The organism is Ruegeria sp. C12 (assembly GCF_056537745.1).
This window is the reverse complement of the sequence record NZ_JBQFSA010000003.1, coordinates 173521-192116: the sequence shown is the minus strand read 5'-3', so window position 1 is coordinate 192116 and position 18596 is coordinate 173521. Positions and strand designations below refer to the sequence as shown.

Genomic DNA, 18596 nt, shown 5'->3' with positions numbered 1-18596 from the left:
CGGGCCTCGGGATACGGGGCCCGGCACCAAAAAAGTGGGAGCTATCATGAAACGTCTGACCACTGCCGCGCTTTTGGGCGCGCTTGCCATGCCGGTTGCGGCCGAAGAGTTCACCTTTGCCGTCACCACCGATCCGCAAACGATGGATCCTCATGCGGTGAATTCCGCCCCTGTTCTGGGGTTCCTGAACAATGTCTACGAAGGGCTGGTGCGTCGGGGCAAGGATATGACCATCGAACCGGCGCTGGCCACCAGTTGGGAAACCATCGGCGACGGTGCAGGCTGGCGGTTCAAGCTGCGCGAGGGCGTGACATTTCATGATGGGTCCGAATTCAATGCCGATGATGTGATTTTCTCGTATCAGCGCGCGTCCGATGAAAATTCAGACACCCGTAGTTGGTTCGCGCCGGTCAGTGAGGTGGTGAAAGTTAACGATTACACCGTCGATGTGATGACCACCGCGCCAAATCCGATCTTTCCTGACAGCATCGCCAACTGGATGATCATGGACAGCGGCTGGGCCGAGGCCAACGACGCCGCCCTTCCCGACAAAGAGGCCGGGAACCATGCGACGCTCAACGCCAACGGAACCGGTGCCTTTCGCGTCACTGCACGCGAACCGGGGCTGCGTACTGTCCTTGAGCCTTTCGAGGGCTGGTGGGACGAGGCAGAGCACAACCTGACCCGCGCCGAACTTGTGCCGATCCAGAACCCGGCGACCGCTCTGGCGGCTCTGCTGTCTGGCGATGTGGATTTCATCAACCCGGTCCCGATTCAGGACGTCGCCCGTTTGCAGGGCAACCCGGATGTAAAGGTCATTCAGGGGATCGAAGCGCGCGTGATTATGCTGGGCTTTGACCAGCAGGAAGGCGCAAGCGAGGCCGGGCAGGGTAATTCTGACCTGTTCCTTGATCCGCGAACCCGCGAGGCGGTGGCCAAGGCGGTCAACGTTCCGGCCATCCTTCAGACCATCATGCGCGGTAATGCCGAGGTGGCCAGCCAGTTGGTCAGCCCCGCGATGCGCGGTTATTCAGCGGCCAATGCAGACCCCTACGCCTATGACCCCGACGGGGCCAAGGCGCTGCTTGCCGAAGCGGGGGCAGAGGGGGTCGAGGTCAGCTTCAAATGCTCCAACAATCGCTATCTGAATGATGAAGCGGTTTGTCAGGCGATCACCGCCATGCTGACTCAGGCCGGGCTGAATGTGACGCTGGATGCGATGCCAGTGCAGAACTACTGGCCGGAGCTGCGCGCCGACAATTTCGACATGTACCTGCTGGGCTGGTCGCCAGGAACCTTTGACGCTGAACATCCCGTGCGCTTCCTGGCCTCGACTCCGAATGAGGAAAAGAAACTGGGCTCGTGGAACTTTGGCGGTTATTCCAACGCGCGTGTGGATGAATTGCTGCCGCTGATCCAGTCCGAGATTGACGAACCAACGCGTCAGGCCATGCTGGATGAGGTCGCAGGCATCCTGCAGGACGAGGTAGCTTACGTGCCGCTTTACGTTCAGCCTTTGGTCTGGGGTGCCCGCAGCAATATCGAGCTGACTCAACGGCCCGACAACTTCTTCCTTCTGCGCTGGGTCACGGTCAACTAAATGCTGTCATACATCATCAGGCGCGTGGCCCAGTCGGCGCTGGTTCTGTTCGTCGTGGGCCTTGTCGCCTTTTCCATGTTCCGCTTTGTCGGCGATCCGATCGACAACATGCTGGGGCAGGAACGGACCATGGAAGATGTGGAACGTCTGCGTACCCAGTTGGGCCTCGATCAGCCGTTTCCGGTGCAATATGTGAAGTTCCTGCAAGAGGCGGTGCAGGGCAATTTCGGCGTCAGCTTCCGTCAGGGTCGCCCGGTGGCCGAGATTTTGGCCGAACGCGCCCCTGCCACGCTGGAACTGGCGATGGTGTCGGCCGTGTTTGCAATCGTTCTGGGCATTGCGCTGGGCGTCTTTACCGCGATCCGGCGGGACGGGTTTGCGGCGAATTTCATCATGTCGGCCTCGCTGATCGGGGTATCCCTGCCCACCTTCCTGATCGGTATTCTGTTGATCTACGTCTTCTCGGTCGAACTGGGCTGGCTGCCCAGCTTCGGGCGCGGTGAGGTCGTTGACCTTGGCTGGTGGAACACCGGGTTCCTGACCGCCAGTGGCCTCAAGGCGTTGATCCTGCCCGCGATCACGCTGGGATTGTACCAAATGACCCTGATCATGCGGCTGGTGCGGTCCGAAATGCTCGAGGTGCTGCGGCAGGACTACATCCGCTTTGCCCGCGCCCGTGGACTGAGCGACCGGACCATAAACTTCCGCCACGCGCTAAAAAACACCATGGTCCCGGTGATCACCATCATCGGCCTGCAATTGGGGGCCATCATCGCCTTCGCCATCATCACCGAAACGGTGTTCCAGTGGCCAGGCCTTGGCCTTTTGTTCATCAACGCAATCCAGTTCGTGGATATCCCTGTCATGGCAGCTTACCTGATGATGATCTCGGTCATCTTCGTCACCATCAACCTTGCGGTCGACATCCTTTACGCCTTCATCGACCCGCGCCTGAGGGTCAGCGCATGAGCCGTGTGAAACGCATTCTGGACAGCGACCAGTTCTACGCCTTTCGCCGCTCGCCCGTGGCCATAGTCTCTGCGACGGTGGCTTTGGTCCTGATCCTTGCCACCATCCTTGCACCGCTGATTGCGCCGACGAACCCGTTTGATCCGGCCAGCCTGAACCTGATGAATGGCTTCACCCCGCCGATGGAGCCAAACGCCTTTACCGGCGAAAGCTTCCTGATGGGCACGGATGATCAGGGCCGGGATGTGTTTTCCACGATCCTCTACGGGATGCGAATCTCGCTGTTTGTGGGCGTGGCGGCTGTTCTGTTTGCCATGGTTCTGGGGATCATTCTGGGCCTGCTGTCCGGCTATTTCGGCGGCTGGACCGAAACCATCATCATGCGTACGGCGGATGTGCAGCTGACCTTCCCATCAATCCTTCTGGCCATGCTGATCTTTGGCATCGCCAAGGGCATCACGCCCATTGAATACCGAGATCAGATGGCGATCTGGGTGCTGATCCTTGCCATTGGCCTGTCCGACTGGGTGCAGTTCGCGCGCGTCGTCCGGGGTGCCACGCTGGTTGAAAAGAACAAGGATTACGTCGCCGCCGCGCGCATCATCGGGCAAAGCCCGCTTACCATCATGTTGCGGCACATCCTGCCCAACGTGCTGTCTCCGGTGCTGGTGATTGCCACCATCTCGCTGGCGCTGGCGATCATTGCCGAGGCGACGCTCAGTTTCCTTGGCGTTGGTGCACCGCCCACGCAGCCCTCGCTGGGCACGCTGATCCGTATCGGGCAGGGGTTCCTGTTCTCGGGTGAGTGGTGGATCCTGTTCTTCCCGGCCTGCACCCTGCTGGCGCTGGCGCTGAGTGTGAACCTGCTGGGCGACTGGCTGCGCGATGTCCTGAACCCGAGGCTGAAATGACCGACCCCGTTCTTTCGATCCGCAACCTGACGGTGGAAATCCCCACCCGCCACGGCATCTTCAAGCCGGTCGAGCATGTGACCTATGACCTGCATCCCGGTGAAATCCGGGGCGTTGTCGGCGAGAGCGGTGCAGGAAAGTCCATGACCGGCAACGCTGTGATCGGCCTGCTAGACCCTCCGGCCCATGTCTCCGAGGGCGAGGTCTGGCTGAACGGTCGCCGGATTGACGAGTTGGACGCCGAGGACAAGCGCAGGATCCGGGGCAAAGAGATCGGGATGATCTTTCAGGACCCGCTGACCTCGCTGAACCCGCTGTTTACGGTGGGCGAACAATTGGTCGAGACGATCCAGCTGCATCTTGGCCTGTCCGCGTCTGACGCGAAAAAGCGCGCAATAGCCCTGCTGGATCGCGTCTCGATCCCCGACCCGGCGGATCGGTTCAATCAATACCCGCACCAGTTTTCCGGCGGCATGCGTCAGCGGGTCGTGATCGCGCTGGCGCTGTGTACCGAACCCAGCGTGTTGATCGCAGATGAACCGACGACCGCTTTGGACGTGTCGGTGCAGGCACAAGTGCTGGACCTGATCAAGGAACTGGCCAAGGAACGTCAGGTCGGCGTGATCCTCGTGACCCATGATATGGGCGTCATTGCCGATACCACAGACACAGTGACGGTGATGTATTCCGGCCATGTGGTTGAAAGCGGCACGACTGATCAGATCCTCGGCGCACCCACGCACGAATACACCAAATCCCTGATTGCCGCTGTGCCGCGCCCGCATACCAAAGTCGAGCGTTTTCCGGTGGTCAGCTATGGCGAGCGGGAGAGAACCTTCAAGATCGACGATCTGGCAGCCCATTGGGACAAGACCGATCTGTCCAAATCGGGTAAGCTGCTTGAGGTCGACAACATCACCAAGACCTTCCTGCAAAAGGGCGGTCTGCTGCCGTCGCAGCGGAAATATTTCACCGCCGTCGGTCAGGTCAGTTTCGACATTCGCGATGGTGAGGTGTTCGGCCTTGTTGGCGAAAGTGGTTCGGGCAAATCCACCGTCGCACGGATGATCGGCACGCTCTATCCGGTGGACGGTGGCCAAGTGATCTTTGACGGGCAGGATGTGACCGCCATGGGGGCGGACGCACTGCAAGCCTATCGCCGCCAGATCCAGATGATTTTTCAGGACCCGTTCTCAAGCCTCAACCCTCGCATGAGGGTCGGGGATCTTGTGGCCGAGCCGATCCTTCACCACAAAATCCTGCCAAAACCCGCCGTTGAGCCGCGCGTGCGCGAGTTGCTGGACTGGGTCGGTCTGGCCAAGGATGCATGGCGCAAATACCCGCATGAATTCTCGGGCGGGCAGCGCCAGCGCATCTGCATCGCCCGCGCGCTGGCCACGCAGCCCCGGTTCCTGATCTGCGATGAGCCGACAAGCGCGCTGGATGTCTCGATTCAGGCACAGATCCTGAACATCCTGAAGGATCTACAGGATCACCTTGGCCTGACCATGCTGTTCATCAGCCACGATCTGCCCGTCGTGCGGCAGATGTGTGATCGGGTGGGCGTCATGCGACAGGGCAAACTGGTCGAGGTTCAGGATACCGATGCCCTGTTCTCGGCCCCTCAGCATGCCTACACAAAAGAGCTGCTGGATTTGATGCCCCGGTTGAAACAACTGGCGTAGTGGCACTGGTCAATTGCTGCTCAGGGCGCCCTCAATGCTGCGCCGAACGGGGCAGAGCTTTCAGGAAATCCGCGCTGGCATCATCGGATGGAAAGAACAGTTCGATCTTCAGATCGTCCAGCGTCACATCCGTAACGGTGCTGAGCTGCGCGATGGTGCCGAACATCGAAACGCGCTGGCCGCCAAACCGATAGATCGTCGGAATGGTTGGTCCAAAGGCGGCGTCACTGCCAATCTGCGCCTGTTCCGCCAGAGCCCGCGCGGCGGCGTCCAGTTCCGGCAGGCCACCGGCATTGGCGCTTTCGGACCGCAGACGCAGCATTGTGTGATGGGCCACCTCGGGCCAGTTCTCGACAAGCTCGGCCATCAGTGGGCTGGTGATCAGCGTCAGAAGGCTTTGACCTTGCGCGATCCCAAGCGGTGCAAACAGCATTTCGGCGGGTTTGTTCAGCCGAACAAGGTGCCACAGCCGGTCCAGCACCATTGCCGGGTAAGGTTCATGCTGTTTCAGCGTCCAGTCCACGGCGCTGCGGATGGGGGCCATGGCGGCATCATCGAAGGGCGTCGCCGCAAATCGAGCGGCGAACCCCTCGGCCCGCATCATCTGATTGCGCGCATCGACCGGCACATCCATGACCTCGGACAGGTGCAGGATCATGTCCGGGCTGGGCCGGGACCTGCCGGTTTCTAGGAACGAGATATGGCGGGCGCTGACATCAGCCTCAACCGCCAGATCAAGCTGGCTCATCCTGCGCCGCTTGCGCCACTCTTTCAGCAATCTGGGATACGGGGTCATGACGCAAGCCTAGCAAGCGCGGGTGCAGAAATCACTTACCTCTGACGTAATTGCTTTGCGCTCGAGCCATGGCGCATCAAGGACGGGTCTTGAACAGGAGGGGACCATGACCCGACAACATTCCGCAATGCGCTTGTCCGGCATTATTCTGATCGTGACCGGCGTTCTATTCGCGCTTACCGCGCTTCCGGCTTTGCACGGTCTTGCGCATATATTTCTGACGGTCGCGTATTGGCCGTTCCAAACAGTTCCTTCGGATATATCCGCTCCGACCACATTGTTGCTGGCGATCACGGGCGGTCTGACAGCCGGGCTGGGCGCTATGCAATGGGCGTTGGGTACCCATGTTGCGCCTTTGTCGGCGACGGTGGCCGCGAAGGTTGCAAAGATTGCTGCGTGGACATGGTTCTGCACCGATAGCGCGGGGTCCATCCTTGTGGGCGCGCCGTTCAACGTTGTGCTGAACCTGTCCTTCCTGCTGCTGATCCTGTGGTCCTGCCGAACGCAGCCAGACGGCAATCCTGTCGCAACCTGATCCTGAGTTCGGCCCAACCGTTCAATAAGCGGCACCCTGTTCGAACAGGTCGGACAGGGACTTGCCCTCGACCACCTCCAGCATTTTGGCCATGGCCTGCACCGACGCCACCAGCTTTTCATCGCCGGATCGTTCGATCTCATGGATCAGTTTTTGCAGCCGCTTGACATCCTGGGCACAGATACGTCGGGACAGCACGTCACTTGTGGTGACCGCCCCGGACAGGATCGGGCCTATGGCGGCAACCGCGGCGCGGCGCACATCGCCATTTCGGATCATCAACTCGGTCAGGGCTGCGCGGTGCGCGCTTACCAGAGTGTTCAGCTGACGCCCGCTGCCCGATCCGTCCAGACGGGCCTGCAGGTCGCGCCCAAGACCACGGACCGGCGACCCGGCCCTTGCCCAGCGTCTTTCGCGCGGTGTGAACGGATGCAGCCTCGCAGCCGGTGACACATCCGCATCGGGCGAGGTGAAGCCCGGCGCAACCGCCATCTCTTCGACAAAGTCGGCAAACAGGCCATCGCAAATCGGTGCCAGATCAAGCTGCTCGAAAACATTTCGCATCTTGCAGGCCAGCCCGTCCGCATCCGTGGAACTGGCGAAATGCAGCCCCACAGCCGGATGGATGGCCGAGGACGTGGGCAACCCCGCCTGCGAAAAAACGACAGAGCCCGAGTCGCCCGGTTCCGCCCAAACACCGCCGTCAGAGGCCTGAATCTGCACGGCATCCTCGAAAAAGAAAATGTCGTCGGCCAGAAACACGGCAGTGTCCACATCCGCATCGACAACCTGGCCCTGGGTCAACCCGCTGGATTTGCCCGACTTCTGCACAGCCATGCCCAGCGTGGGCGTGTCCACCGCATAGATCGCCGAGCCGACGTCCAGCACAACCGTTTGCACCATGTCGGTGTTAGTGGGTTCGGCAATGGCTGCGTCGACGGTTCTGGTTTCGCCTGCCTGCAACTCGATCAGCCGCTTGACGGTTCCCACCCGGTCGTCCGTCACATCGCCGCCATCCGACAAGCCCGGCTGCAGCATCGGTCCGTTCAACAGGACCACGACGTCAAAAAAACCTACGACGTGGCATGCCGTCAGCATCACAAAGCTTGCATCGGTCCGGTCCCACGCCCAGCCGCCGATTGTGCCGGTAAAGACCGAGCCGCCGCTGACCCCGCCCGGAACAGGGCGGAACCTGTCTGTCGGGTCGGCGGTAAAGCGCATCGGGGGCTGCTCGATCACATCGGTCGGCAATTCGACCTCGCGCCCGTCGCGCTGCGACCAAGTTCGGAATGCGGCGGGCACCCGGCGATCCGGCGCTATTCGGTCTGTCGGGTGCTTGCAGCTGACATAGAACCGCAGGCACAGCGTATCGGTTGGTTTGCCCGATACGATTTTCTGCCCGATCCCAATCGCATGGGCGTCATATCGTCGAAACGCACCCTTGCCCAAATGCTGTTTCTTGTAGGCCCTGAGCAGCGGATAAAGATCGCCTTCGGCGTTCGGGGTAACCATCAAAAGCCCTCCTACGGCATGAAAAAAGTCAGCAACTATCAGGAGTGTTCGTGCGCTTGGCTTACCCATAGACTAGCACAGATTGGCCAGGCCTGCATCACCGCCAGGTTGTGCCGCGCTGGCATCGGCCATTTGCAGCCAAGCCCCAACGGGCAGTCGCGGAATCAGCCAAAATCGTGTATAATACAACCTGTGCAGGTATTTTTGACTGCATGTTTTTTATTTATTTTAAGCATTTATTGGAGAATTCCCATGACGGATGTCAGCAAGGAAATTGAACTTCGAACCTCTGCCAATTTCAGGCTGCTTCAGAACCCGAACTATTTTGGCAACCTGTCCCAACTGGACCTGAAAGGGCTGCAAAAGCCGGTTCTGAAAAAGATTCAGGACGTCGCGTTCGAAGAACTGACCTGCATCGGCTACAACCCCGACAGCAGCATCCTGACCGCGATTGTGCGGATCAAGCAGGCCGATGGCTATGGCGGCGGGCCCTGCACCGACGGGTCGCAGGAATATGTGCGCTTTTACCTCGATTACGGTGACGGCGTGTGGGTCGACAGCGGGGTGAACAGCTTCAACATCCATGACCTTGGGTTCAAGGATGACCTGTGTTACGCGGTGTCGATCAAGGTCGATCCCAAGAAACGGACATGTTGCGACCGCGACCCGGTTTTGCCGACCGTTCGGGCCGTTCTGTCCTGGAACGTGGTCCCGCCGGCCAACATGCCGAACTGGCTGCCGATCTGGGGCAACAGGCTGGAGCGCGACATTCAGATCAACCCCAGAAGCCCGTTCCTATGCAACCTGATCGATCATATCACCGATATCGGCATTCAACAGATCGATCCGAAAGTGCTGCAGCAGGCGACATCGCTGCTGGAAACCCAGTTGGTTGCGAACAAACCGGCGGCCTCGCTGGCGCAGTTGATGAAAAAGACCGACCGGGCGGACAAGATGCAGGTTCTGCGTAATGTCTTTCCCACCATGGTCAAACTTGCGGCCGACAGCACGGATATCGCCGCAAGCCAGACGATGGCGGCCTTCCAGATACCGGATTTTGACATCGACCTTTCGGATTTCGATGACTTCATCATGAAGCCCGACTTCAACACGACATATGAAGAGCTTCACTGCGTTGGTCTGGATCGCGACACCTCGCACCTGCATGGCGTGATCGAGATCAAGCGCGCCAGTGGCTATTCGGGCGATCTGTGTTCGCAAGGGTCGCGGGAATATGTCGCCTTCTACCTTGATTTCGGATCGGGCTGGGAATTCCAGGGCATCACCTGGGTCGATGTGCACAATATCGATCAGATCCCGGATGACGGGCTGTGGTATCAGGCCTCGCTGCCGGTGGATCTGGATGATCATCGCAAAGAATGGTGCAAGACCGGGCAGGCGCGGATTCGCGGTATCCTGTCCTGGGCCGTCCCGCCCGCGCCGAATGATCCGGATTTCGTGCCCCATTGGGGCGACCGGGCCGATTGCACGATCGAGGTCGAACATCTTCCGAAAGGCGGCGTGCCCGGACAGTTCCTGCCCTTCCTGGAATCCATCGGAAACATGCCGATCCCGCAGATCAACGCCATGGGATATGCCAATGGCGCGGGCGTGGGCGGTATCATCCCCAATGCCGACGATGCGCCGTTTGGCGGGCGGACGCTGCTGAAGGGCCGGGCCTTCAACATCCCGGCAGGCGCGATGGAGTACCGGATCATGATCCAGGGACCTTCCGATATCGCACCACGGGCCTACACAAACCCGTTCGAGGCCGATGTTACCACCTTCCCAAGCCCGTTTTCGGTCAAGCAGACGGTCAACGCGGTTGGGGATTGGTTCCCCTATCTGGCCGCCTCGCCGCTGGTCTCGGTCGCCGACGATCTGTTGGGCGCATTGACGGGGCTGGAGAACGGGTTGCACTCGGTCTTCATCGAGTTCCGGCAACCGGCAGGTCCGGTTCTGGGCACAACCGTATCGACGGTCTTTATGGTCGACAACACCCGGCCCGGCGCAGATGTCGAAATCACAAGCGGCGCAGGGAATTGTGGCAAGTTCGGCATTGGCGAAGTGATCTCGGGCACGTATTCGATGACGGGCAATCACTGCGGAAGCCTGCGCATCCATGTGACCCCGCTGCCCGAGGCTGCGGGCGGCACCATGGTCATCACTTCCGCCGCACCTGCGGCGACGGTTCTGCCCCCGTTTGTGGGCGGCAGTTCGTCGGTCACGATCAGCTACGCGGCTGGATCGCTGAGTACCGATGGCGCGTCTGGCAATTGGGAGCTTGATACCACCGGCATGGATCCCTGCGGCTACAACATCCGCATCCATGTAAGCGACCGCACCATTCTGAACAGTGGTCCGAACAACTGGACAAATGGCGACATCGAAGGCTTCTGCCTGGACGGCTGACGCCAGTAGTGCAAGCCGGGCGGCGGCGCTTGAATTGCGCCGCCGCTTTTCTTTCGTCGGTGCGTGTCAAATCACCCCGTGTTCCGCAACCTGATCCGGATGCGCCTCCGCCCAATCGGCAAGAAATTCGGACATCTCGGGCCGGGTTGCAAATTGCGGGGCTTTTCGGGGCAATGGTACGCCCCGCTCTAACGCCATCCGGGCGCAGTCGATATGGTCGCGATGCGCGCGTTGCGGGCAGTTTTCTGACCCGTGAATGATCGTCGACAGCAATGTGCCCCCATAAGCGTTGGTGTGGTCAAGGTCCGGGTTCTGGTGCAGAAAAAAGGCCGTGACATCGGCCATCCCTTCCCACCCGGCAAGATGCAGCGGCGGCATCCCCATCTCATCCGGCAGGTTGGCGTCAAAGCCCATCTCCACAAGGCGCTGCATATGGGGCAGGCTGCCTTCTCGCCACACCAGACGACCCAGAAGATAGGTCAATTCTTCCGATAGGGCAGTCATATCGATCCGGTCGCCGGGCCTTGGCACTCCATCCGCTGCACGCGCCAAAAGTGCCTCGGTCTCTGATAGCTGCGTGGATACCCCCGCCTGCTCCAGCACATCCGCCACATCCCGGTTCCCGAAGACGCGGGCAAAGGCATAGGGCGTATGGCCGCGACTGACGGCATTTGGGTCAGCACCGTGATCCAGCAGGAGCCGGGCGATCTCACCCGACGCCAAACGCCGTGCGGTCTGGTGCAAGGCGGGTATCACCAGCGATGGCTCGCCTGACGGATGTGGCGCGATGCCTTCGTTGGGGTCCGCGCCATGGTCCAGCAACAGGCGCACCGCTTCGGTGCTGTTGAAATCAATGGCCCTTGGCAGCGCGTTTGTGCCCTTGGGATCGGCCCCATGGTTCAGCAACATCTGCAGCCCGTCGGTATGGCCAAGCTCGGTGGAATGGTAGAGGGATTCGTTGTCATTGGGGTCCGCGCCGTGGTCCAAAAGCCATTCGGCCAGGGGCATGTTGTCCGCATGGCCGACAGCGCCATAAAGCGCGGACAGGCGATGGTCTGACGCCGGATCGAAGGCAAAGCTGTCATTCACATCCGCACCGTGGGCCAATAGCAGATCCGCCATGGCCAGCATGTCGCCCTCTTTCTCGGGGGCGGTCTTGATGTGCCGCGAAAACGCCAGATGGCACATGGGACGCCGGGGAGGGTATTCGCGCGTTGCGGCGCCCGGATCCTGCGCCAGAACCCTGCGCATCGCGTTCACGTCGTATAGCGCAACCAACAGCGGCACCTGATCCTCGGCCAGGTCGGGCTCCTGCGCCAGCAGATACGCCACCGTTTCCGCCGAGCCGTTATAAAGCGCCCAGCGCAGCCGCCCTTGTTTCTGCGCCCGGTCCATGCCTTGCGTTTCGACGGCCAGTTTCAACGCGGGCCATGTGGCATACCCCGTTTCGCGGGCGATCACATGCAGGCAGTCGGCATGTTTGTAGACCCCGTTTCTGGGCGTTTTGACAATGCCATGGACGCGCAACATCGCGCCCTTGTCGCCCGCAGTCAGAGCTTTGCCCAAGGCCTTCGCGTCACGGCGCAGTTGGTCGAGTGATTTGGTCATCGGTCTTCCCTCCGCTGCCCGATGGTCCGCTGATCCGGGCTGAGAAACCGATTTGGTTTACAAGTCGTCTTACTGAGGTGCCGATGACAGCTTTCCGCGGACCGGGTGGCTGCCTCAAACAGCCTGACCCGAGCCTAACTTTCGCCCATCAGGGTTGCAAGCCGCATGACCGCCCGGCCTTAGGCGCGTTTTTCGCCGATCGAGGCAACGCCCAGAACATCCAGAACCTTGGCCTCGATCTGTTCGGCATTCATACCGGCGACCGCGTACATATCCGCCGGGCTGGCCTGATCGATGAAGATGTCCGGCAATACCATCGAGCGGTATTTGAGACCGCGATCAAACACGCCTTCGTCTGCCAAAAGCTGCGCCACATGGCTGCCAAAGCCGCCCACAGCGCCTTCTTCGATGGTGATCAGCGCCTCATGGTCGTCGGCCAGGGTCAGGATCAGGTCGCGATCCAGTGGTTTGGCAAAGCGGGCATCGGCGATGGTCGGGGCGATCCCGCGCGCACTAAGCGCCTCAGCCGCCTTTTGCACCTCGGCCAGTCGTGTACCAAAGGACAGCAATGCCACACGCGCGCCTTTTTGGATCATACGGCCCTTGCCGATTTCAAGCACTTCGCCACGTTCGGGCAGGTCGACGCCGACGCCTTCGCCACGCGGATAGCGGAAGGCGATGGGGCCGTCATCATGGGCAACGGCTGTGGCGATCATATGCATCAGCTCGGCTTCGTCGGCGGCGGCCATGACAACCATACCTGGCAGGTTCGACAGGTAGGCAATGTCAAAGGATCCGGCATGGGTCGCGCCATCGGCCCCGACCAGTCCCGCACGGTCGATGGCAAAGCGGACCGGCAGGCGCTGGATCGCAACATCATGCACCACCTGATCGTAGCCGCGCTGTAAGAACGTCGAATAGATCGCGCAGAATGGCTTCATCCCGCCCGCCGCCAACGCGGCCGAGAAAGTCACCCCATGCTGTTCCGCAATCGCAACGTCGAAACAGCGCGACGGGTAGCGTTCAGCAAACAGGTTCAGCCCGGTTCCATCCGGCATTGCCGCCGTGACGGCCACGATCTTGTCATCGCGCGCAGCCTCATCCACCAGCGTCTTGCCAAAGACCGAGGTATAGGACGGCGCGTTCGAAGGTGTCTTTTTCTGCTCGCCCGTCACCACATCGAACTTGGCGGTGGCGTGGCCCTTGTCGCGGGCCTGTTCAGCCGGGGCGTAGCCCTTGCCCTTCTTGGTCAGTACATGGATCAGGATCGGCCCGGTTGCGCGGGCCTTGACCGTGCGCAGTACCGGCAGCAACTGGTCCAGATCATGCCCGTCGATGGGGCCAACATAAGAAAAGCCCAGTTCTTCGAACAACGTGCCGCCGACGGCCATGCCTTTCAGCATCTCTTTGGCGCGTTTGGCCCCTTCGCGGAACGGCTCAGGCAGCAGCGACACCGCGCCCTTGGCGGCGGCTTTCAGGTCGTGGAACGGTTCCTCGGCATAGATGCGCGACAGGTAGTTGGACAGCGCGCCCACCGGGGGCGCAATGCTCATCTCATTGTCGTTCAGGATCACGATCAGGCGCTTCTTCAGGTGGCCTGCGTTGTTCATCGCCTCAAAGGCCATGCCCGCAGACATCGAGCCATCGCCAATCACCGCAATCGCATCGCCCAGTCCTTCGGGCGTGACGCCCCCCAGATCGCGCGCTACCGCAAAACCCAGCGCGGCACTGATCGAGGTCGAGCTGTGCGCCGCCCCAAACGGGTCATACGGGCTTTCGCTGCGCTTGGTGAAGCCGCTGAGCCCATCCTTCATCCGCAGCGTCCGAATGCGATCACGCCGTTCGGTCAGGATTTTATGTGGATAGCACTGATGGCCCACGTCCCAGATGATTTTGTCGCGCGGCGTGTCGAACACGGCATGCAGGGCGGTGGTCAGTTCCACAACACCCAGACCCGCACCCAGATGTCCGCCGGTGACAGAAACGGCAGAAATGGTCTCGGTCCGCAATTCCTGCGCCAGCTGATGCAATTGTGCGTCCGAAAATTGCTTTAGATCGGCAGGACGGTTCACAAGGTCCAGCAGGGGCGTATTCGGGCGATCAGACATGTAGCGCGTTCCTGACTTAGCTGTCCCGGGCAATAACGAAGCGGGCGGCGTCCTTCAAGGTTTCCGCCCTTGGGCCGTACCCGTCCAAAGCGGCGCAGGCCTGATCGACAAGTTCCGCCGCGCGGGCCTTGGCCGGGCCCAGCCCCAGCAGAGAGACAAATGTGGCTTTCCCCGCATCCGCATCCTTTTGCAGGCGTTTTCCAGCCTTTTCGGCATCGCCTTCCACATCCAAGATGTCATCGGCAATCTGAAAAGCAAGCCCAAGCGCCTGGGCGTATTGGCGCAGCGGGGCGGGATCGGCCTGTGCCAATCGGGCACCAGCACAGGCGGACCATTCGATCAAAGCGCCTGTCTTTCCGGCCTGCAAATGCGTAATCGCCTCCAGCGACAAGGGCTCGGTCGCCGACTCAGCCGCGATATCCAGCGCCTGTCCCATGACCATGCCCTGCGCCCCGCTGGCTTTGGCCAGTGTCAGGGTCAAATCGGCGCGGATTTCTGCGTCGCCAACCTCGGGGCGTGCGCAAAGCTCAAAGGCCAGCGTGTGCAAGGCATCCCCGGCCAGCACCGCCGTGCCCTCATCCCATTTCACATGGGTCGTGGGGCGACCGCGCCGCAAATCGTCGTCATCCATGCAAGGCAGATCGTCATGGACCAGAGAATAGGCATGCAGCGCTTCGATCGCCGTGGCGGGCCAGATCGCGCGCGCCTCGGTCACGTCATGCAGACGGGCGCTTTCCAACACCAGAAACCCGCGCAACCGCTTGCCGCCTTCGGTGGCATAACCCATCGCCTGCGTCACATCGAAATCGTCAAAGGCGCTCAGGACATGGTCAAACTGCGCCTGAATCCGGGACGCATCCCGCGCCAACTGGTCGCGAAACATTTACTGACCTTCAACAGGCGTCGTCCCGGTCGGCTGGCCGCCAGCATCCAAGGTGATCGCGGCGACCTTTTCTTCGGCCCGCTTCAACTCATCCTCGCAACGTTTCTTCAACGCTGCCCCGCGTTCATACAGCGCAATCGACTGATCCAGCGCCACATCGCCGCGTTCCAGCTGGCCGACCACGGCCTCAAGCTCTTTCATCGCCTGTTCGAACGTCATCTGATCAACGGGGGTATCGGTCATCGTGCTGCCTTCATCAGTTCTTCCACATGGGCGCGTGTCGCCCCGGCCAGTGCGTTCAGATCATACCCGCCCTCCAGAGTCGAGACGATACGGCCCTCACAAACCTCATCCGCGATCCTGCACAGCTCAGCGGTGATCCAGGCAAAATCACCCGTGGACCAGTTCAGATTGGCCAGCGGATCGTCCTGATGGGCGTCAAAGCCGGCTGAGATGATGATCAATTCGGGCCTGAACGCCCGCAAACGCGGGAAAGCCTGCGATTCATAAGCTGCCCGCATCTCGGTCCCGCCTGTGCCGGGGGCCAGAGGTATGTTCAATACGGTCTCATAAGCGCCGGTCTCATCCGGGCGTCCCGATCCGGGCCACAAGGGCATCTGCTGGCTGGTAATCACCAGCGCGCGCTTTTCGTCCCACAGCAAATCCTGCGTGCCATTGCCGTGATGGACGTCAAAGTCAACGACAGCGACCTTGCTTAGCCCATGATGATCCAGCGCATGTTTCGCCGCCAAAGCCGCATTGCCGAACAGGCAGAACCCCATCGCCTTGTCCGTTTCCGCATGATGCCCCGGCGGTCGGATCGCACAGAACGCATTCGCAGCCTCACCGCCCAGCACCAGATCCACTGCCCGCACCACGGCCCCCGCCGCGCGATAGGCGGCATCGACAGAGCCCGGAGACATAAACGTATCTCCATCGATCTGCGAAAATCCATCCGCAGGCCGCGTGGCCCGAATATCCCGGATGTAATCTTCGGGATGGACTCGCAGCAAATCATCATCCGCCGCCATCGGGGCCGTCCTGCGATCCAGATCCAAAGCCTCCAGCGCATGAAGAATATGCTCCAACCGCGCCACCCGCTCAGGATGCCCGTCCGGCGTCACGTGCCCCAGACAATCGGCATGGGTCAACAAGGCAGTCTTCATCGGGATCCCTTCTTCATCTGGCTAAAAATATCCTCGCCGAAGGCATAAAATCGCCGCGCAGCGGCTAAATCAATCCGGCGCCAGCATGTAACCAGCACCCCGAACCGTCTGCAGGTATCTGGGCTGCTTCGGATCCTGTTCGATCTTCCGACGCAACCGGGTGATCTGCACGTCCACCGCGCGTTCCTGCGCCTGCCCCTTGTCGCGGCCCAGATCCTCGACCAGTTTCGCACGGCTGATTGGCTCGCCCGGCTGGGCCGAGAAGATCTTCATCAACTGGCTTTCCGTTGCGGTCAGACGCACCGGGTCTTCGCCCTGCCACATCTCACCACGTTCGATGTCATAGCGGATCGGGCCCAGCGTCAGGATCTTTGCCGCGGTATCTTGGGCTGGCGTTTCCGGCATCCGCCGCAGAATGGCGTTGATGCGCAGCAACAGCTCTTTCGGCTCGAACGGTTTGGCCAGATAATCATCCGCCCCGGCCTCAAGCCCGGCAATCCGGTGTTCGGTTTCGCCCCGCGCGGTCAGCAGCAGGATCGGAGTCGCATGCGTTTCGCGCAGCGCCTTTGTCAGGCTCACGCCATCCTCGCCCGGCATCATCACGTCCAGCACGATCATGTCGAAATCCAGCCCCGACAGCACCCGGCGCGCATGGGCTGCGTCGCGGGCGGCGGTTACCAGAAACCCGTTCCGCATCAGGAACTTCTTCAACAGATCGCGAATGCGTTCGTCATCGTCGACGATCAGCAGATGGGCGTCCATATCGCTCATGAGGTCGTATCCCGCAGCTTCGTATACGCATGACGCATATCAGCATCCATCATCGCTTCAAGCACTTTACGAAAACCGGCCACGGCTTCGGGGCCTGCGTCCTTATATGCCGCACGCATCCGGGCGCGCTGGGCGTCGGACAGCGTGGCCTCCAGCGCGCGGCCCTTTTCGGTCAGAAACAGGTGCCGCTCGCGCTTGTCGGCGGTACCCACCCGGCTTTCGACCATTCCATCCTCGATCAGCGTCCGCAGCACCCGGTTCAGGGATTGTTTTGTCACCCCCAGAATGGCCAGCAGGTTGTTCACCGTGGTCCCCGGCGCGCGATTGACAAAGTGAATCGCTCGGTGGTGCGCACGGCCATAAGACATCTCGGACAGGATGCGGTCAGGATCGGCGGTAAAGCCGCGATAGGCGAAAAACATGGCCTCGATCCCCTGTCGCAACTGCTCATCCGTAAGAAACAACAGGCTTTCGCCCCCAAACATCGGGGCGGGGCGGATTTCGGACATATCTTGCCTCATTCGTTACACAATGCTCAGTTTATGTCAGCCTTATTGACATTCCAAGGGCGGACAGGTATCGAATCGCAGTTTTTGCGCAAGAATGTGTCCGCTCCGGACCTAAATAGCGCAACAATCGAAAATTCAACCCGGTTCAGGAGGTTTCGCATGGCGGGGTACGATGATCGTGACGGTGTCATCTGGATGGATGGTGAACTGGTGCCCTGGCGCGAGGCCAATGTGCACCTGCTGACCCACGCGATGCACTATGCCTCATCCGTGTTCGAGGGCGAGCGCGCCTATAACGGCAAGATCTTCAAAAGCCGCGAACATTCCGAGCGTCTGATCGCCTCGGCCGAGGCGCTGGATATGCCGATGCCCTATGACGTCGATCAGATCGAGGCCGCCAAGGACGAGGCGCTGAAAGCCAGCGGCTTGCAGGACGCCTATGTCCGCGCGCTGGTCTGGCGCGGCTCGGGCGAGGATATGGGCGTGGCTTCGGCCCGGAACCCGGTTCGCATGGCCGTCGCGGTCTGGCCCTGGGGTGCCTATTACGGCGATGCCAAGATGCAGGGTGCCAAGCTGGACATCGCGGAATGGAAACGCCCCAGCCCGGAAACCATCCCGGTTCACGCCAAGGCGGCGGGTCTTTACATGATCTGCACCATCTCCAAGCACAAGGCCGAGGCAAAGGGCTGTTCGGACGCGTTGTTCATGGATTGGCGCGGCTACGTGGCCGAAGCGACCGGCGCGAATGTGTTCTTCGTCAAGGACGGAGAGGTGCACACCCCGCAGGCCGACTGCTTCCTGAACGGCATCACCCGCCAGACCGTGATCCAGATGCTGAAAGACAAGGGCATCACCGTCCACGAACGCCGCATCAAGCCCGAGGAAATGGCTGATTTCGAACAATGCTGGCTGACCGGTACGGCTGCCGAGGTCACTCCGGTCGGGCAGATCGGTGACTATACGTTCAAAGTGGGCGATCTGACCCGCGAGATTGCCGAAGACTACGAAAAGCTTGTCCGCGCCTGATCTGCGCAGATCCTGAACTCCAAACCCCTGCCTTGCGCAGGGGTTTTTCTTTGCCTGCCGTTCAAGACATTGTGCAGATCGTTCAGATGGCTGGACGAACGCGCA

General features: G+C 60.7%; 16 protein-coding genes. 7 read left to right on the top strand and 9 right to left on the bottom strand.

Annotated features, from left to right (window positions below):
- Positions 1-46 precede the first annotated feature (46 nt).
- From ACR0C9_RS08300 to ACR0C9_RS08285, 4 genes are read left to right on the top strand one after another with little or no spacing between them, the layout of a single operon-like run.
- Entirely contained in the window at positions 47-1600 is a 1554-nt protein-coding gene (locus ACR0C9_RS08300; RefSeq protein ID WP_480780773.1) for an ABC transporter substrate-binding protein, read from the top strand.
- Positions 1601-2569, top strand: coding sequence for an ABC transporter permease (locus tag ACR0C9_RS08295; protein ID WP_170623388.1), 969 nt, complete (start codon positions 1601-1603; stop codon positions 2567-2569). It begins immediately after the preceding gene.
- Positions 2566-3480 (top strand): ABC transporter permease, encoded by a 915-nt coding sequence (locus ACR0C9_RS08290; protein ID WP_170453450.1) that lies wholly within the window; start codon positions 2566-2568, stop codon positions 3478-3480. Before ACR0C9_RS08295 ends, ACR0C9_RS08290 begins: the two co-directional genes overlap by 4 nt.
- Positions 3477-5165 (top strand): ABC transporter ATP-binding protein, encoded by a 1689-nt coding sequence (locus tag ACR0C9_RS08285; RefSeq protein WP_480780772.1) that lies wholly within the window; start codon positions 3477-3479, stop codon positions 5163-5165. Before ACR0C9_RS08290 ends, ACR0C9_RS08285 begins: the two co-directional genes overlap by 4 nt.
- Positions 5166-5196: 31 nt before the next feature.
- Here ACR0C9_RS08285 and ACR0C9_RS08280 read toward each other — a convergent pair whose 3' ends face one another.
- Positions 5197-5961 carry a helix-turn-helix domain-containing protein gene (locus ACR0C9_RS08280; RefSeq protein ID WP_480780771.1) on the bottom strand — a complete coding sequence of 255 codons (765 nt, stop codon included), beginning with the start codon at positions 5959-5961 and terminating at the stop codon, positions 5197-5199.
- A gap of 106 nt (positions 5962-6067) precedes the next feature.
- On the opposite strand from ACR0C9_RS08280, the gene ACR0C9_RS08275 reads away from it, so the two are divergent.
- Entirely contained in the window at positions 6068-6496 is a 429-nt protein-coding gene (locus ACR0C9_RS08275; RefSeq protein WP_170623383.1) for a hypothetical protein, read from the top strand.
- A gap of 21 nt (positions 6497-6517) precedes the next feature.
- Here the strand turns inward: ACR0C9_RS08275 and ACR0C9_RS08270 are convergent, their stop codons facing one another.
- Positions 6518-8008, bottom strand: a complete 1491-nt coding sequence (locus tag ACR0C9_RS08270) for a chymotrypsin family serine protease (RefSeq protein WP_480780770.1) — start codon at positions 8006-8008, stop codon at positions 6518-6520.
- A 252-nt stretch (positions 8009-8260) separates the two neighbouring features.
- On the opposite strand from ACR0C9_RS08270, the gene ACR0C9_RS08265 reads away from it, so the two are divergent.
- On the top strand, positions 8261-10420 hold the full coding sequence (locus tag ACR0C9_RS08265) for a hypothetical protein (protein WP_170623379.1): 2160 nt from the start codon (positions 8261-8263) through the stop codon (positions 10418-10420).
- Between the two features lie 66 nt (positions 10421-10486).
- Here the strand turns inward: ACR0C9_RS08265 and ACR0C9_RS08260 are convergent, their stop codons facing one another.
- The 7 genes from ACR0C9_RS08260 to ACR0C9_RS08230 form a co-directional block, all read right to left on the bottom strand.
- A complete protein-coding gene (locus ACR0C9_RS08260; protein WP_480780769.1) occupies positions 10487-12028 on the bottom strand; it encodes an ankyrin repeat domain-containing protein in 1542 nt (513 codons plus the stop codon).
- A 179-nt stretch (positions 12029-12207) separates the two neighbouring features.
- A complete protein-coding gene (dxs, locus tag ACR0C9_RS08255) occupies positions 12208-14136 on the bottom strand; it encodes a 1-deoxy-D-xylulose-5-phosphate synthase (RefSeq protein WP_480780768.1) in 1929 nt (642 codons plus the stop codon).
- A gap of 16 nt (positions 14137-14152) precedes the next feature.
- Positions 14153-15019, bottom strand: a complete 867-nt coding sequence (locus ACR0C9_RS08250) for a polyprenyl synthetase family protein (protein ID WP_480780767.1) — start codon at positions 15017-15019, stop codon at positions 14153-14155.
- The gene (locus tag ACR0C9_RS08245; RefSeq protein ID WP_170521075.1) at positions 15020-15262 is read right to left on the bottom strand and encodes an exodeoxyribonuclease VII small subunit; all 243 of its coding nucleotides are present in this window, start codon (positions 15260-15262) and stop codon (positions 15020-15022) included.
- Positions 15259-16185 (bottom strand): histone deacetylase family protein, encoded by a 927-nt coding sequence (locus ACR0C9_RS08240; protein WP_480780766.1) that lies wholly within the window; start codon positions 16183-16185, stop codon positions 15259-15261. Before ACR0C9_RS08240 ends, ACR0C9_RS08245 begins: the two co-directional genes overlap by 4 nt.
- A 69-nt stretch (positions 16186-16254) precedes the next feature.
- Entirely contained in the window at positions 16255-16956 is a 702-nt protein-coding gene (locus tag ACR0C9_RS08235; RefSeq protein ID WP_170453461.1) for a response regulator, read from the bottom strand.
- Positions 16953-17465, bottom strand: a complete 513-nt coding sequence (locus ACR0C9_RS08230) for a MarR family transcriptional regulator (protein ID WP_170623372.1) — start codon at positions 17463-17465, stop codon at positions 16953-16955. The genes ACR0C9_RS08235 and ACR0C9_RS08230 overlap by 4 nt, the downstream gene beginning before the upstream one ends.
- A 159-nt stretch (positions 17466-17624) precedes the next feature.
- Here ACR0C9_RS08230 and ACR0C9_RS08225 point away from each other — a divergent pair, with 159 nt between their 5' ends.
- Positions 17625-18491: a branched-chain amino acid aminotransferase gene (locus ACR0C9_RS08225; RefSeq protein ID WP_480780765.1), complete on the top strand. Its 867-nt coding sequence runs from the start codon at positions 17625-17627 to the stop codon at positions 18489-18491.
- Positions 18492-18596: the final 105 nt, after the last annotated feature.

Coding starts and splice junctions, on each gene's coding strand:
- ACR0C9_RS08300 (WP_480780773.1), top strand. CDS start 47: ATGAAACGTCTGACCACTGCCGCGCTTTTGGGCGCGCTTGCCATGCCG.
- ACR0C9_RS08295 (WP_170623388.1), top strand. CDS start 1,601: ATGCTGTCATACATCATCAGGCGCGTGGCCCAGTCGGCGCTGGTTCTG.
- ACR0C9_RS08290 (WP_170453450.1), top strand. CDS start 2,566: ATGAGCCGTGTGAAACGCATTCTGGACAGCGACCAGTTCTACGCCTTT.
- ACR0C9_RS08285 (WP_480780772.1), top strand. CDS start 3,477: ATGACCGACCCCGTTCTTTCGATCCGCAACCTGACGGTGGAAATCCCC.
- ACR0C9_RS08280 (WP_480780771.1), bottom strand. CDS start 5,961: ATGACCCCGTATCCCAGATTGCTGAAAGAGTGGCGCAAGCGGCGCAGG.
- ACR0C9_RS08275 (WP_170623383.1), top strand. CDS start 6,068: ATGACCCGACAACATTCCGCAATGCGCTTGTCCGGCATTATTCTGATC.
- ACR0C9_RS08270 (WP_480780770.1), bottom strand. CDS start 8,008: ATGGTTACCCCGAACGCCGAAGGCGATCTTTATCCGCTGCTCAGGGCC.
- ACR0C9_RS08265 (WP_170623379.1), top strand. CDS start 8,261: ATGACGGATGTCAGCAAGGAAATTGAACTTCGAACCTCTGCCAATTTC.
- ACR0C9_RS08260 (WP_480780769.1), bottom strand. CDS start 12,028: ATGACCAAATCACTCGACCAACTGCGCCGTGACGCGAAGGCCTTGGGC.
- dxs (WP_480780768.1), bottom strand. CDS start 14,136: ATGTCTGATCGCCCGAATACGCCCCTGCTGGACCTTGTGAACCGTCCT.
- ACR0C9_RS08250 (WP_480780767.1), bottom strand. CDS start 15,019: ATGTTTCGCGACCAGTTGGCGCGGGATGCGTCCCGGATTCAGGCGCAG.
- ACR0C9_RS08245 (WP_170521075.1), bottom strand. CDS start 15,262: ATGACCGATACCCCCGTTGATCAGATGACGTTCGAACAGGCGATGAAA.
- ACR0C9_RS08240 (WP_480780766.1), bottom strand. CDS start 16,185: ATGAAGACTGCCTTGTTGACCCATGCCGATTGTCTGGGGCACGTGACG.
- ACR0C9_RS08235 (WP_170453461.1), bottom strand. CDS start 16,956: ATGAGCGATATGGACGCCCATCTGCTGATCGTCGACGATGACGAACGC.
- ACR0C9_RS08230 (WP_170623372.1), bottom strand. CDS start 17,465: ATGTCCGAAATCCGCCCCGCCCCGATGTTTGGGGGCGAAAGCCTGTTG.
- ACR0C9_RS08225 (WP_480780765.1), top strand. CDS start 17,625: ATGGCGGGGTACGATGATCGTGACGGTGTCATCTGGATGGATGGTGAA.